Here is a 16,058-nt window from a genome sequence, read left to right on the forward strand (position 1 = left end):
AAAGAGCTTTGAAGTGAAAGAGGAGGTACTTTTGGTGCAGCAAAAATGGCAACGTTGGAATATTTCTTCCCGAAAGTGGCTGTGGATCATAGTTGTGGTTGGCGTTTTAGCTGCCTTGCCTGTTGTCTATGACCGTTTACAGACGGAGAAGTCTTCCAAGACAGTGGAATTTGTATTTGATTATCGTGATTTGGTTGAAGTCGCCAGCTATCGCACAAATCCGCAGGATTATATTTCAGAACAGCTTGATCGCCTAAAGGATGCTGGTGTACAAAGTATGGCGATTTACGAAAGCACGCTGGAAGATTACCGTAAGGCGCGTCGTCTAATGATGTGGGGTGCGGCTGATATAGCTAATCTTACGGATACGGTCATTCCAGAGAATGAGAACTTTACCTATGTTCTTTTTACTAATCCTAATTACTACGATGCCTTAGCCCCAGTTATAAAGGAGGCATTCGGCAATCTTGGAATTGCTTCCAGAGAGTGGAGCTTCCGCGGAGAACAAGGTCTTATTATTGAGACTCCAATAGAAGATGCTACACTGAAGCCGCTTCAGCCCGACCCGTTTACACTGGAGATGCTGCATGACAAAGGATTCTCCATTGTACCCCGTCTAGTAGATTCTCTGACTTATAATAAAGCGACAGTTGAGGCGCTGTTGGATCGTTATGAGGAATTGGGTGTCAAACGGATCCTTTTTGAAGGAGAGTCCGTTAAAGGATTTAATGATGATGTCGATACTGGCAGTATCACTGACTTTGCTAATCTCCTAAAAGAACGTGGAATCGGAATTGCAGCGATTGAAAATATTAAGAAACAGCAGAAGGGCTTTAACAAGCTTGCTTATTTGCTGGACTATAATGTGACACGGCTATATTCCCTTAGCGAGGGAGATTCTGCCTTAGATCCAAAAGTGATCTCGGACCGTTTCGCTCTGGCGACAAAGGATCGCAATATCCGTATGATTTATCTAAATACCATTCCTTCACGGAATACAGCTAAGGCGCAGATTACAGATACGCTGGACAACCTTATCACCAGTCTAAGTGATCCTGGGGGCGCCGTTGAGCAGATCAAAGACAATGGGTTTAAGCTAGGACAAGCTACGGCATTTGAGGTTGTGGATTCGTCTTATCAGCGTTACTTCAAGCTAGTTGCGGTAGTTGGCGCAGTATCTTTAGTAGCTCTGCTGATCTCTTACTTCATTCCTTGGCTTACGATCCCTGCTTGGGTGCTAGGATTACTGGGTAGTGCAGGACTTATGGTGTTGAAACCAGAGCTGTTTGAGCAAGCACTAGCGCTTGCCGCAGCAATAAGTGCACCGACACTTGCCGTTGTACTAGCTATTCGTAAGGTCAATGAAATGGGGCCTCCTCTGCGGAGCAATGCCCTTACCTATAAGGTTATGAGCCCGCAACGACGGTTTACGCATAGTCTGGTGCTTTATCTGAAGACTTCATTAATTTCTTTGAGCGCTGTACCATTCGTGATCGCGCTACTGAATAACATTACCTATAGTCTAGTGCTGAATCAGTTCCGTGGTGTTAGTCTACTTCATATGGCGCCTATCGGCCTTGTGGCACTTTATGTACTTTTATATCGTGGGGAGTTTGTCTTTAACAAGACAGGCAAGCTGCTACGAACACCTATCACACTGGCTTGGGTTATTGCAGCTGGAGTCCTTGGGGTCGTGGGTATGTATTACTTAAGTCGTACCGGAAACGGTGGCAATGTTAGTTCATTGGAAATGGCTTTCCGAACATTCCTCGAGAATGCGGTCGGTGTCCGACCGCGTAATAAAGAGTTTTTGCTGGCTCATCCATTATTAATTCTTGGCGCATTCCTGGCCTTTAGGTACCGGAGTGCAGCGTTCATTATGATTATTGCCGTAATTGGTCAGCTCTCCATGGTGGATACCTTTGCACACATTCATTCGCCTGTTCTGATCTCCCTGGTTCGGGGATTACTCGGCCTTGGACTCGGACTGATCATTGGTGTAATTGCCGTAATCGTATGGCAGATTGCAGAAGGGTGTTGGAAACGATGGTCGCCACTCCTAAAAAGATAGTTATCTCCGGTTATTATGGTTTCCGTAACAGCGGGGATGAGGCAGTTTTGCAGTCCATTCTAATTGCATTGCAGAAACAGTCTCAAGCTACAGGAATATCAATTGAGCCTATAGTATTGTCCATTGATCCTGAATGGACCAGTGCAACCTACAGGGTGAAATCCGTGCACCGGATGAAGCTTGGTGAAGTGCGTCAAGCCATCTATGAGAGTTCTGGTCTGATCAGCGGTGGTGGGAGTTTACTGCAAGATGTAACGGGAAGCAAGAGTATCCCGTATTATCTTGGCATAATCAAGCTTGCGCAGTGGATGGGTAGACCGACCTTTATTTATGCTCAAGGAATCGGACCGGTAAACCGTAAGCTTTTCCACCCTTTAATCAAAGCCGTATTTCGTAAATGTACCTATATATCTGTGCGGGATGAACAATCCCGCGAGCTTCTTCTATCTATGGGGCTCGAACAGAAGAACATAGAGGTTGTTCCCGACCCTGTAATGGGCTTGTCACTACCAGAGGACGCGGAGGAAGCTGAACAATCTCCAGAATCATCAGATTCACTTCCAGTGATCGGGATATCGGTACGGTATTGGGAGCAAGACCGTAAGGAGCTGGAGGCTCTTACACAAGGATTGATTAAAGCTAATCGTGAGGTTTCGTTGCATTTACGATTCCTCCCTTTTCACACCCCTTCGGATAATGAGGCTTCACGTTATGTGATGGAGAAGCTGGAAGAAAGTATTACAAGGGATGGTGGAAAGATCAGCATTTGTGAGGATGCTATTCACCCACAGCATATGCTTCGAGAAGTAGGACGATGCGATGTGCTGATCGGAATGCGGCTTCATAGCTTGATATACGCGGCTGGAAGACGTATTCCACTGATAGGTATTTCTTATGATCCGAAGATCGATCATTTTCTGAACAGAATTCAATGCCATCCTGTTGGAGCAACAAACACACTTGATGCTGAACATGTTGCTGTCGAGATTGTCCATCTTTTGGGAACAGCAGAGGAATGGAGAACAGAACGGGGAAATGTCATTTCCAAGTTGATTCAAGAGGCAGGGGCACCAGCCCGACACATTGTAGAATATTTTCACCATAAAGGATGATCTAAAGTGAAAGCAGAAAGCGCGGTACCTACTGTTCCTATTTTTGGAATTAGAGTCTCCAAAGTCGATATGGCAGCAACTGTTGCTTATTTGACGGAGGCTGTTCATACCCGTATCCCGCACCAAGTGATTACAGCTAATCCGATTATGGTCATGGCTGCACTGGAAGATCCGGCTTATATGGAAATTATGAAATCGGCTGAGTTGGTTGTCCCTGATGGGACGGGAGTTGTATGGGCTGCTAATTATTGTAATGAGCCGGTAACAGAACGAGTAGCGGGTTATGACCTATTACATGAATTGATGCGACAAGGTGAAAGATATAGTTGGAAGGTATATCTCCTTGGCTCTACACCTGAAGTGATTCGGGAAACGTCTGAAAGGTTACAATTCCAATATCCGGGTGTTATCATTGCAGGATATCACGACGGTTTTTTCGGTCCGGAAGCTGACGAAGAAATCGTTGCTGGAATTGTAAAAGCAAATCCTGACCTGTTATTTGTTGCCAGAGGTGCGGATAGTCAGGAACCATGGATTGCTAAATATAAGTCTAAACTAGGTGTTCCGATTATGATGGGGGTCGGCGGCAGCTTTGATGTGATTTCTGGGAAGAGCAAAAGAGCTCCAAAAGCTTTCCAAAAAATGCGAATCGAATGGTTGTACCGTCTCTTAAAAGAGCCTACACGGTACAAAAGAATGCTTGCGTTGCCGAAATTCGCATTAAAAGTGGTGCGTGAGAAAGATAAAGTAACAAAAGTCTAGCTAAATGCCGATATTCACCTAGAAAATCAGATTAATAGCCTAAAAAAGGGATTGGAATTTGTTTTTGTAACAGCGTATAATTCAATGCGGTAGAGAAATGGGGGTCGACTGATCAAATGTTAATCATATACATCGCTGGATTTATCGTATGCATGGGACTCGCACTTGGCCTCACACCTTTGGTGAAAAAATTAGCCATCAAGATTGGTGCAACAGATGTGCCGAATGCGCGTAAAGTGCACACGAAAATTATGCCCCGCCTCGGCGGATTAGCTATTTTTCTAGCGTTTGTGTTAGGCCTGCTTGCCGTATTGCCGATTATTCCATACGAGTTCACTCCGCGGGAGGTCAACTTCATCAAAGCGCTGCTGTGTGGTGGCGGACTGATTGTACTTATCGGGGCACTAGATGACCGATTTGAGTTATCAGCAAAAGTGAAGCTACTGGGCCAAATTATCGCAGCATGTATCGTTGTATTCGGTTTTGGTATTACTGTAGATTTTGTGAATATTCCATTTAACAATACGTATTCCTCACTGGAGAGCTGGATTGCTATCCCGCTAACGATTTTCTGGATTGTCGGTGTCACCAACGCCGTTAATCTAATCGATGGTTTGGACGGGCTTGCGGCTGGTGTCTCAGGTATTGCAATTGCTACGATTGCTGCGATGGCTTTCGTGATGGGGAACACCATGGTTGCAATGTTATGTCTGTTGCTTCTGGGTAGTATCATCGGATTCCTGTTCTTTAACTTCCATCCCGCTAAGATTTTCATGGGAGATACAGGCTCGCTGTTCTTAGGCTTTTGCTTGGCATTACTTGCCTTGCTAGGATTTAAACAGATTGCTGTGGTTTCATTTATTACACCGTTGCTTATTATCGGTGTACCTTTATCGGACACGTTCTTTGCGATCGTGCGACGTAAGCTGCAGAAGAAACCAATCTTCGCACCAGATAAAGGCCACTTGCATCACTGTCTACGCGAGCTAGGCTTTAGCCACCGTCAGACGGTACTTATTATTTATGGTATTGCTGCATTTTTCGGTATTCTTGCTGTCATTCAGTCATCAGCAGCTCTTTATGAAGCGAACTGGGTTACGTTCGTAGTCATCTGCATCATGCTCTTCTTCCTACAAATTGGTGCTGAAATCACAGGTTTGATTGGTAAGACTAAACGACCACTGATTAATTTCTTTTTAAGAATACGCATGAAGGCTGATCCGGAAAGAAGCTCTAAGTCTTAAGTAAATAAGCAATTATTCTAAAATTTTCTAAACTTAACAAAACTCATCCGATTTCGGATGAGTTTTTTGTTGTTTTCCCTAAAAATATCGCTTCTTACGACCGATAAAGAACAAAGTGAAGGTTTACGAGAACTTATACTCAAAGGAGAGATATAACACATGCAACGCTTTAAGAGACCGTTCGTTTGGCTGATGCTGGCGGCTTTGATCGTTTCTATGTTCCCAGGTAAATACACGCCGATAGCGGCAGCGGCTACCACGACTTACTTCAGTCCGGATGATCTTACGCTGAGAAATACAATTGAGCTGAAACAGGACATTGTACCGGATAATGATCCGAATGCAAAATATAATATTTCGAGACAATCCGTTTATAAGACAAGCAATCCTAATTTCTCTATTACTGGTACGTATGCACAGGTAACGGCCTCAACAATGCAGGTAACAGTGCAACAGTTGACACAGAGCGGAAGCAAGTGGGTTACCGATTCCACTCATACTACAACTGGGGCGGTTACTACTGACACCACAAATCCAGATAATCGATTTATAGCAAGTGGGCTTACATTATTTACTGGATTCAATAAAATCACCTTCAAGGGTATGCAGGGTTCACTGGAACGCTCAGAATCGTTCTATGTCCTTTATGATAAAGTTCCATATATATCTTCCCTTCAAGTACTGGGTGGTGGACCCTCAGCTATAAATCTAAATGAGGGTACTAAAGTCGTAGTTCCTAACCAACAGATTACGCTCCAAGGTAATGTCACAAATGCTACTAAGGTTGGTGTCTCTTTGAACGGCGGTTCTTCCCTACAGACCTCGCTATTGGAGGACGGGACGTTCTTCACTCCGGCGCTGACGTTGAAATCAGGCGAGAATACATTGGAGATCGTAGTGCAGAATGCTGCTGACTCGATAACGATCAAGCGTTCTGTATATTACTTTGATACAAACAAGCCATTTACTGAACTAATGATCTATCAGGGTACAGGGCCATCCTACGATGTTCATAATATACTAGGGAATGTTCCGACCATAACATCAACCGATAATACTGGTAATATTATAGGTCAAGTTCTATTGCCTTATAGTGCGAAATCCTTTGAAGAAGATCATGTTGTCAAAATTAATGATCAGGTTGTTAGCGTTGATGTACTAAAATCCTATACTGTTAAAGACGGGAAGGTCACTCTGGATGCTGGTACCCCAACTGATCAAAAGGAGACAGTTATTCCTGCTCCAGATGGAATAACGCCACAATATAGACTAGTTTCCTTTCAAACCAGAACGCCATTTACACTTGCTTCTGGGACTGGAAGTGTAGTGCTATCAATTAAGTATGGTACTTACGAGACAGCAGTGAAAGAAAGTTACAAATACCTTCCGAACGAAACAGTTATTTCGGACATGTTTTATTTGTCCGACTATAAAGAAAATGCCTTAGGTAGCGTTGATATCAAATCAGTATCTAAACTGGCATTAAATGGTGCGCAAATAGATAAGCCTGATTTTTTCATTATGGTCAAAACGAATGTTGAGGCTAAGAAAAAGTTATTGGCTTCATATCTCCCATTAGGGGCTTCATTAAGCTTGATTGAACAAACGAATGTTATAGATACAAGTAACACGGATACAAAGTTAGGTGAAAAATACAAGGTATACAAAGTAGAAGGGTTCTCTAACGGGCAGCAAAAGGTGAAATTTCAGTTTACTGACTCCCAATCTTTTTATAATGCTGACATTACGTATGTTTCCAAAAATTATATTTATGTAGCGAATCTGAATGATGGGCAGACGTATACCTTCAATTCAGAAACTGCTGGCAACAGCATGAAGATTTCAGGTGAGTATATCGGATTTGAGAATATTGGCAATCCTCAATTTTTCGTTAATGGGATTTCTAATGACAAACTAACGTTAATACCCTCGGATTATGACTTTAGCAAGATATCTGTTGCTAATCCGAAGTTTGAGTTTTCGCTGCCAATTAAAGCAGAGGGACCGCTGGTATATGGTGAAAACAAAATTGTATTTGTCGGAACCTCCATGGATAAGGTAGGTAACAAGAGGGAAATCCGCAAAGAAATGCGAATTTACATTGTCGATACCAATGTTTCTAATCTGACACAATTTCATCCGGCTTTGTCAAAAGGACGGTTTACATTTAATCACGATTTAGTAAAGGATTATACTGATGCAGAACTAAATAGTATTTTTGGTTTAAGTCCTGAATTTACTTACAAAGATGATAAATTTGTCACAAACCAAACCAACTATGATTTAGTGATTAAGGGTGGAGCGGCTTCCAAGCTTAATCTATATCAGGGTTCAGATCTCTTTTTATCATTGGATAAAACTGAATTGGCTAGTGACTCATCGAAAGGTCTTAATAAAACCGTACCATTTACCTATAATAAAAAGACATATTATTATGATTTTTCAGGAAATGGAACAGAATTCATGCTACGTGTTCAGGATATCCCAGCAGAAACCGCTGGAAGTATTGTTTATAATCTCGAATTAATCAATGATACAGGGGCACGTACGAATCAACGTCTAGAGGTTGTGCGTGAAGTATCTCCATATCGTATACTATCTCCAGTGGCTACTGTAGGCGAACAAATTGTTGTTAACAAAAACTTTGTTCGTTTTGATATTGAAGCTGAGGGAGCAACTAAAGTTATAATTGACAAATATGAGGCTGAGCAACGTACAGATCTGCCAAATCGCTTTACATTGGACTATGTGGGGTTAAAAGCAGACAAGGCTACTACTATTAAAATTCAAATTGTTCGCGCTGATTCTACTTTGAGCGATACGATAAGCGTGTACTATGCGAGTGCAGTTCAAGTCGATACGCAGTATATGGCTGAGAAAGTGGCTAACAAGTATAGTACCTTTAACAAGGGACTAGAGCTGTCTTTTCCTAAAGGTACGCTTATGAAGGGCTATACTACCTCAGGTGCTGCAAAGTATTATCCAGATACGAAGCTATTGTTCGGTATAGCTGATCCTTTGGACGGTGTTGTTGAACGTAAAAATGATTATGGCAACACTATTAACGTAGATGCTGATGCTCGGACACCAGGGGGAATGAGTACGCTGCTGATTCCATCGGACCTTGTATTGCGCTTTAACTCAACAGTTGAAACCAATAATTTCTCGCGTGTATCTGATATTTATTGGCTCAGTGGAGGACTTGGGGAAAAGGGTACCAAAGGTACTGCTCTTTATAAACCGGCTACTAACGGGATCGCTCCATACTCAATAGAAGGAAATTTCACGCAAATAGAAGCTGAACGCAAAATTGTACCTTCACAGCGTGGAGAGCTTACGCTTACCTTTAATCCAAGTATTGTAGATGAGGTAGGGTCCACAATTACTGTATTCCGTTACACGGACTCAGGACAATGGGAGAACATTGGCGGAGAAGTGGACACGAAGAAGCACACTATCACAGTGCCGTTTGATCAGTTTGGGTATTACACTGTAATGAAGCTTCGCCGTGGATATAACGATATTACCAATCATCCATGGGCACGAAATATCTTGAATGGTCTTTATTCTAAAGGCATTATGAAGAATTTACGATTTGACCAATTTGGCGCTGATAACACAACTACACGTGGTGAATTTGCTACATTGTTGGTGAAAGGCTTGAGCCTTCCACTGAACTATAATAATAATCAGCAGACGTTCTTCGATATTGTTCCTGAAGCAGTTTCTACCACTTGGGATTTCAAACATATTGAAACAGCTGCAAGAGCAGGTATTATTACAGGATTAAGCGACGGGTTCTTTGGCCCGGATCAAGCAGTTACACGTGAACAGGCTGCTGTGATGATTGCTCGCGCACTTAAGCTAAAGATGTCTATAAATGATAACAAGCTCCTAACCAGTCTTTCCAAATCTTTTGTAGATACCGGTACTATGGATTTCTACTCCCGCCCAGCCATTGAAGCTGTTTCCAAGGCGAAAATTATGGAGGGTAGTGCTGTAACAATTACGGGTCAGAAGAAGCCAGTATATAATTTTAATCCAAAAGGTAAACTTACCCGTGCAGAGGCTGGTAAGATTGCTGTAGAGCTTCTCAAGAAGAGTACAAGTATTTTCCCGAAAACCTTTAATTAAGCATTGAAATAAAAAAACGGCCAATTACGCTAGAAATAACAGCGGATTGGTCGTTCTTTATTCCATTTTAATGGGCAAACTTAACCATTTTTACATTTGTATAATAGTCAACTCGGAGAAAAGTGTAAACTTACCAGAGACATATATTTTGTAATCTGCTTCAATTTACGTTACAATAACGTAGAAAATATTATTTTCTGAAAGGTGAAAGCCAACCATGAAACCGATTTTAGCAAAAGCACAGTTGGATTACATGAAAGCCAAGAATATGTTTGAGAATAGAGCAAAAGTGTTAGAGAAGGAAATTGCGGCTAAGCGGGCACTACAGGAGATTACACAGGAGGTTATGGAAGAGCTTGTGCAGGCTACAGGATTCCATGATTCATACAACGAGCTTGTTGTTGCTGAGAATGCTCTTATCGAATGGTCTCATACTACAATCAAACATGAGAAGAGCTACCGCGAGAATCGCGCAGCTATTGATGCGATGTATGACAATGTAAACTCAAGTCCTGAAAAGCGTCAGGAATTGATCCAGTTATCTATGAAGATTCGTTAGACCTACTGTAATAGAAGCAAGCGCCGGCAACGGCGCTTTTTTGTTGCGCTCTGTATGGTTGTGGAAGCTTCGAAATACGAGGAATCAGTTGGAGTCGATGAGGATAGAAGAGTGAATCAAGATACTCACCCTAAAGTAATGGAAGAATCCGAGAACCTAAGTCAAAGAGGTTAAATTCTTAAGTTGGATAGATCCAACCCCTTACGAAATATTTCATGATCTGCTGTATTCAGTACGGAATAAATTCTAAGGTAATGTGAGATCGAGGGATATCAGTTCCTTTATATTCGATTTTTGTAGGATTGTTTAAATAAACAGCACAAGCGTTAATGATACTTAGTAAATATTGCATAATGACGATTAGAAAGCCACTATGGTATACTGTTTTCCGTAGCAACCCTTTATTAACAATAGTTAGTAGAACATACATATGTATCTTCTATTGGGATTGTACCGGAAAAACGAAATAGAAAATTATTTTTTGAAAAACCGCAACTTTTCCAAATCTCCTGCGTTTAAGGTGTAGAGTCATTTACACAGGCAGTTGAAATTAACCAGTGGTAAAGCCAATTTAACAAAATGGAAAAATTAGCTTTACGTGACTCGAGGCACATTGTATAATACTTAGGTATAATTAGGAATCTAGTATTGTCATGTCCTGATCATTGTTTACCAGTTTCTGTGATACCCGTCACAGACATTATTTATACTTAATTTGCTCAACTCTGGAAAGGGGGTGCATCGGCTAATGAGTGACACGAGCTACTCAACTAAAGAAAAATCTCAGTTTATGAACGTCCAAGGAGGAGAAAAAAAGGTTATGAAGAAAATTTTATCCGTAGCATTATCTACAGCAATGGCATTCTCGATGTTTGCCTCTGTAGCGTTTGGTGACGCAGCAACAACTCCGCAACAAAAATTTGACGCTTTGGCAGCAAAAGGTATTCTCAATGGGTACCCAGATGGTCAAGCTCACCTTGAAAAAGATCTTACTCGCGCTGAATTCGCGAAGATCGTTACTAAATTGTTCGATCTTACTGAAGTAACTAACAAATTGTCTTACAAAGACAAAGGTTACAACGCTAAGAACTGGGCAGTTCCTTACATCGAAGCTGTTACTGCAGCTAACTTGATGCAAGGTAAAGATACTGTTAAAGGTATCTTTGACTACAACGGTAAAGTAACAGTTGAAGAAGTGTCGGCTGTATTGTTCCGCGCTTTGAAACTTGAAACACCAGCTACATCTGACAACACTGCATCTGCATGGGCTAAAGGTTATGCTCAAGCGGTAATCAATGCTGGTCTGATTGCTAAAGACACTAACTTCAAAGCTAACGCTAGCCGTTCTTTGGTGGTTGAAACAGCTTATGCAGTTGATCAATTGACAGCAGCTCCTACTGTAGCTTCTGCAGACGCAGTAAGCCCAACTAAAGTAGTTGTTACTTTCTCTGATAAAACTACTACAACTGTTGAATTGACTACTGCTCTTGTAGCAGGCGTTGAAACTACAATTAACTTCAAACACAACAACCACGATTACACTACAAAAGTAACTTTGGCAGCTCCTAAAGTTGTTTCCGTAACTGCTCCAAACGCTAAACAAGTAGTTGTTAAATTCAACCGTGCTATCGATACTGATACATTGGCTGAAGGTGGAAAAGTTCTTGATGGCACTGTAAAAGTAACTAAAGTTGGAAGCAAAGATGATGAAGTAGCTAACGCTACTGTAACTTTCGCTGCTGACAATACTGAAGCTACAATTACTGTTCCTGGAACTAAAGGTCTTAAAGGTAACTACACAGTTGTAGTTAACGATGCTATTAAAACAACAGCTGCTGAAGCTATTCCAGCATTCACAACTTTGCTTACTGTAGCTGATACTGTAGCTCCAACTGTTGCTTCTGTTACTTCTACAGCTAAAGCAACTACTAAAGATGTTTACGTAACTTTCAGCGAACCAGTTAAAACTACTGGCATCGTTGCTTATGTAAATGGTTCAAATGCTGCTGTAACTGTACAAAATGATACTTACACTGAGTTCAAACTTAGTGGCGTATCATTGGATAGCGGCAAGACTTATGATGTATCTCTGCTTAACGTGACTGACTATGCAGGTAACGTAGCTAATCCAAACCCAATCAAAACAACTGTAACTGTTACTTCCGATGTTGCTGCTCCTGTAATCAAGAGCGTAACTCCAGTAAGCGACAAATTCGTTGAAGTTGAGTTTGACAAGAACGTTGAACGTGCATCTTTGGTTGGTAATGTTCGTCTCTTGAACGCTGTTGGAGAAAGCCAAGGAACATTCAGTGTTGTTACTACTGATAAAACTGGCAAGAAATTTACCCTGCAGAGCCCTCTGAGCAGCTTCCCATCCTCTGGTACTTTCACTGGATCCGTTGTATTCGGAGCAACTGTTAAGGATACATTGGGTAACACTTTGGGAACTGCTTCAAGTCAAGCAATCACTTTCACTAAGGACACTGTAGCTCCTACAGTTACTGGTATCACTTACACAACTTCTACTTCTGTTAAAGGTCTGAAACTGACTTTCTCCGAAGATGTTGTTAACACTGGAGTAGGTTCAGTTGTTCTGATCAATAACAAAACTGGTCAATCTACTCCGATTGCTAACACTACAAATGGTAGTGGAAAACACTTCACTTTCACTGGTGTTAATGTAGATGCTGGTGAATACTCTGTGCGTCTGCCAGAAGGACTCTTCAAAGATAAATCCTTCTCTGGTAATAAACTTGCTGCAACTGTATTAACTGTGAAAATTGGATCAGAATCTTCTGATGGCGATGCTCCAGTATTGTTCAACAACCAAATCGTAATCAATGACAGCACTGTAACTGGTAATGTTTATGGTGATGCTACTATCACTGTTGATTTGAAAGATACAAGTGGTTTGAACGTTTCTACTGTACTAGATGTTAATAGCTACACATTGGACGACAAGGCATTGCCTGCTGGTTCTTATGTAACTATTAAAACTCTTGATGAAAATGGAAAAGATGCAATTAGCTCTTCCAGTCCGAAATATGCTCGTGCAACAATCCATATCCCTAGCTCTTCGATCACTGAAACTAAAACTGACTACAAATTTGTAGTTAACGGCGTTGCTGATGTGAATGGTAACACTATTGACGCAGTTTCGAAGACAGGTACGCTTACTAGCAGAACTAGCCCAGTCTTTGATTCTGCAGTAATTTCCAGCGGAAATTCTTACGAGTTGGTTCTTGGATTCTCTAAAGAAGTAACTAATCTGCAAGTATCTGATTTGGAAATCTACATCAACAATGATTCTGGCGTTAAGCGTGTTAATGCTGATGGTAAGAATTACAAAGTAACTAAGATTGCTAACGGATCGGATAAAGGCAAGTGGTCTATCACTTTCACGAAGGCTGCTATTGGCGCTACCCCTGCTGGTGACGATTTGGATCTGAACTCCAATGATGTTAACAGAATTATCGTTAAGATTGCTAAAGATGCAACTGCAGTCGATAAGAATGGTAACAAAATCACTGGTGAAACAGAAATCTCCGTTAAGTAATCTCCGATTACTGAAGCACAGAATAGCCTCTTCGGAGGCTATTCTTTTTTTATAGGCATTTACCCCCATAAGAGGAGGAAACTCATTGAAAAAGGCATGGAAAGTATCAACTGCAGCAGTATTGCTGGCTGGTGGTGTATGGGCTGGATCACTTCTAAATGTTACTGCTGAAGGTGCAGGTGTGGGTTCACAACCTGGAACTACAGATGACCCAGTGGTTACCAAAAGCTATGTCGATCAGCAAATTCAGAAAGCACTTACTGGTGGTACAGGCACAGCTCCAGTAGCTACAGCTACTCCGAGTCCAAGCTCAGCTCCAACAGCTACAACAAACCCAACTACTAGCAGTGATGAATCCGTAATTGTCGATGTAAAACCTGGACAAACTTTAGTTGCTTCCGCAGGTGCTGAATTTATTGTTCGCGCGGGTAAAGCGGTTATCTACTCTCAGGATGCAAATGGTGTTGCTGATTTAACTGATGGTAAAGATCTTGCAAATGGTGTTGCTGCACCGTCTAACCATTTACTATCCTTCCCTCGTAATGGCCGTGGTATAACGGTTCAAGAAGGACAAACTCTTGGCCTTGTTGTTATGGTTCGCGGTGGTTATACGTTAAAGTAATGTGTAATAATATATATTCATAATGCCCGTAAAAGTACTTGATCATACCTTTAAACTGATTTCCAAAGTTACAAATCATTGGCGCGATTGAAGAGTAGATGTTGGACGCACAATATTCCTGTAATCTTACAAATTCACAGGAGGTGCTGTAACATGGCACGTAACAATCGAACAGTGGTACCGGAAAGTCGGGCAATGCTGAAGCAAATGCAATATGAAATTGCAGCTGAGTTTGGTTTATATGGAGCTCATTATGGAGGCGGGGCAGATACGGAGTTTGCTTCTGAATTAGGAGCAATCGGAGGTAGTGGTTCTGGCCGTAGCCAATATCTTGGACATCTAAGTTCAAGAGATAATGGTTCTGTTGGTGGGGAAATCACGAAGAGACTCATTAAGCAAGCTGAACAGTCTCTTTTTCAATAATATCAGGCTGTAGGAACTCCTTAATTTCCTTTCTGATATTGCTTTTTTATACCGTGGAATCAATATTTATACTGTGTTGGAGGGGCTCCGGAGTAATTGACACCACCTCCCAAATAAGATAATATGACTTTTGAGGAAAGCCTTAAACCTTTTCCATATGGGAAAGGTTCATTTTTTGAAGAATTTAGTGAATATAAACATGAAATACTGCAATCATCCTTCATAAAAAGAGACAGGCTCCTGAGTTTTTTGTTTTAATTTTTTATTAATTTGGCCTGTGTGATTATTAAGGAAACTCCTTATACAGTGTCAGACTTACCATAAGGGAGGTTGTTATACTTGTCTATTAAAGGGCGTCATTTGTTTACTTCCGAGTCCGTGACAGAGGGGCATCCGGATAAAATCTGTGACCAGATTTCCGATGCGGTATTGGATGCATTTCTAGCTAATGATCCAAATGCACGTGTAGCTTGCGAAGTAGCAGTAGCAACTGGTCTTGTTTTGGTGATCGGGGAAATCAGTACCAAATCTGAGTATGTAGATATTCCTGCCATCGTACGCAATACCATTAAAGAAATTGGCTACACTCGTGCAAAATATGGTTTCGACTATAATACTTGCGCAGTTTTAACTTCGCTTAATGAGCAGTCAGCTGATATTGCGCAAGGCGTAAACTCTGCTCTGGAGCACCGTGATCCAGCTCAATTGGCTGAGGAAACGGCAAATATTGGCGCGGGCGATCAAGGGTTAATGTTTGGTTTTGCTACGAATGAGACACCTGAACTGATGCCACTACCAATCGCTTTATCTCATCGTATTGCTCGTCGCTTATCTGAAGTTCGTAAGAATGGAACTTTGGAATATCTTCGTCCAGATGGTAAGACACAAGTTACGATTGAGTATCAGGATGAGAAGCCTGTACGCGTGGACGCTATCGTAGTATCCACACAGCATGCGGAAGAAATTTCTCTTGAACAAATTCAGGCAGATATTAAAGAACATGTGATTATGCCGGTTGTTCCTGCGGAACTGCTCGATGCTGAAACCAAATACTTTATCAACCCAACAGGACGATTTGTTATTGGTGGTCCTCAAGGGGATGCCGGTCTGACTGGACGGAAAATTATCGTTGATACGTATGGCGGATATGCTCGTCATGGCGGCGGCGCATTCTCTGGTAAGGATCCAACGAAAGTAGACCGTTCTGCGGCTTATGCAGCTCGTTATGTAGCGAAGAATCTTGTAGCAGCAGGTCTAGCTGATAAATGTGAGATCCAGCTTGCTTATGCCATTGGTGTGGCTACTCCTGTCTCGATTAATGTGGATACATACGGAACAGGTAAAATCAGTGAGGAAAAGATGGTTCAACTGATCAGCAACAACTTTGATCTTCGCCCTGCGGGTATCATCTCTATGCTTGATTTGCGTAAACCAATCTATAAACAGACTGCAGCTTACGGCCATTTTGGGCGTACGGATGTAGATCTTCCTTGGGAACGCGTAGACAAAGCGGAATTACTCAGAGGTCAGGCAGGATTGTAGTTAATTATATGTTCTTATAATACGTTAAGCTCG

Annotated in this window: 10 protein-coding genes; all 10 read left to right on the top strand. The window is 41.7% G+C overall.

All coding sequences use genetic code 11. The features are described 5' to 3' along the window. The first annotated feature begins 34 nt into the window (after positions 1–34). Positions 35–2,071 (top strand): DUF5693 family protein, encoded by a 2,037-nt coding sequence (locus tag NSS67_RS04770; RefSeq protein WP_339318560.1) that lies wholly within the window; start codon positions 35–37, stop codon positions 2,069–2,071. Beyond that, the gene (gene csaB / locus NSS67_RS04775) at positions 2,047–3,183 is read left to right on the top strand and encodes a polysaccharide pyruvyl transferase CsaB (protein WP_339318561.1); all 1,137 of its coding nucleotides are present in this window, start codon (positions 2,047–2,049) and stop codon (positions 3,181–3,183) included. The genes NSS67_RS04770 and csaB overlap by 25 nt, the downstream gene beginning before the upstream one ends. 6 nt (positions 3,184–3,189) lie before the next feature. Continuing rightward, positions 3,190–3,945 (top strand): WecB/TagA/CpsF family glycosyltransferase, encoded by a 756-nt coding sequence (locus NSS67_RS04780; RefSeq protein ID WP_339318562.1) that lies wholly within the window; start codon positions 3,190–3,192, stop codon positions 3,943–3,945. Between the two features lie 116 nt (positions 3,946–4,061). After that, positions 4,062–5,189, top strand: coding sequence for an MraY family glycosyltransferase (locus tag NSS67_RS04785; protein WP_339318563.1), 1,128 nt, complete (start codon positions 4,062–4,064; stop codon positions 5,187–5,189). Positions 5,190–5,348: 159 nt separating this feature from the next. Further along, the gene (locus tag NSS67_RS04790) at positions 5,349–9,323 is read left to right on the top strand and encodes an S-layer homology domain-containing protein (protein ID WP_339318564.1); all 3,975 of its coding nucleotides are present in this window, start codon (positions 5,349–5,351) and stop codon (positions 9,321–9,323) included. Between the two features lie 217 nt (positions 9,324–9,540). Further along, positions 9,541–9,882, top strand: a complete 342-nt coding sequence (locus NSS67_RS04795) for a hypothetical protein (RefSeq protein ID WP_042131350.1) — start codon at positions 9,541–9,543, stop codon at positions 9,880–9,882. An 820-nt stretch (positions 9,883–10,702) separates the two neighbouring features. Then, positions 10,703–13,438, top strand: a complete 2,736-nt coding sequence (locus NSS67_RS04800; RefSeq protein ID WP_339318565.1) for a hypothetical protein — start codon at positions 10,703–10,705, stop codon at positions 13,436–13,438. Between the two features lie 85 nt (positions 13,439–13,523). Continuing rightward, entirely contained in the window at positions 13,524–14,060 is a 537-nt protein-coding gene (locus NSS67_RS04805) for a hypothetical protein (protein ID WP_339318566.1), read from the top strand. A gap of 153 nt (positions 14,061–14,213) precedes the next feature. Beyond that, on the top strand, positions 14,214–14,483 hold the full coding sequence (locus NSS67_RS04810) for an alpha/beta-type small acid-soluble spore protein (RefSeq protein ID WP_042131347.1): 270 nt from the start codon (positions 14,214–14,216) through the stop codon (positions 14,481–14,483). A 339-nt stretch (positions 14,484–14,822) separates the two neighbouring features. After that, entirely contained in the window at positions 14,823–16,025 is a 1,203-nt protein-coding gene (metK, locus tag NSS67_RS04815) for a methionine adenosyltransferase (RefSeq protein WP_339318567.1), read from the top strand. Positions 16,026–16,058: the final 33 nt, after the last annotated feature.

Origin of the sequence: Paenibacillus sp. FSL R10-2734 (genome assembly GCF_037963865.1) — a bacterium.
GTDB lineage: Bacteria > Bacillota > Bacilli > Paenibacillales > Paenibacillaceae > Paenibacillus_AQ.

Excerpts from the sequence above, each read along its gene's own strand:
- NSS67_RS04800 (WP_339318565.1), top strand. The coding sequence starts at position 10,703 with ATGAAGAAAATTTTATCCGTAGCATTATCTACAGCAATGGCATTCTCG.
- NSS67_RS04795 (WP_042131350.1), top strand. The coding sequence starts at position 9,541 with ATGAAACCGATTTTAGCAAAAGCACAGTTGGATTACATGAAAGCCAAG.
- csaB (WP_339318561.1), top strand. The coding sequence starts at position 2,047 with ATGGTCGCCACTCCTAAAAAGATAGTTATCTCCGGTTATTATGGTTTC.
- NSS67_RS04810 (WP_042131347.1), top strand. The coding sequence starts at position 14,214 with ATGGCACGTAACAATCGAACAGTGGTACCGGAAAGTCGGGCAATGCTG.
- NSS67_RS04785 (WP_339318563.1), top strand. The coding sequence starts at position 4,062 with ATGTTAATCATATACATCGCTGGATTTATCGTATGCATGGGACTCGCA.
- NSS67_RS04790 (WP_339318564.1), top strand. The coding sequence starts at position 5,349 with ATGCAACGCTTTAAGAGACCGTTCGTTTGGCTGATGCTGGCGGCTTTG.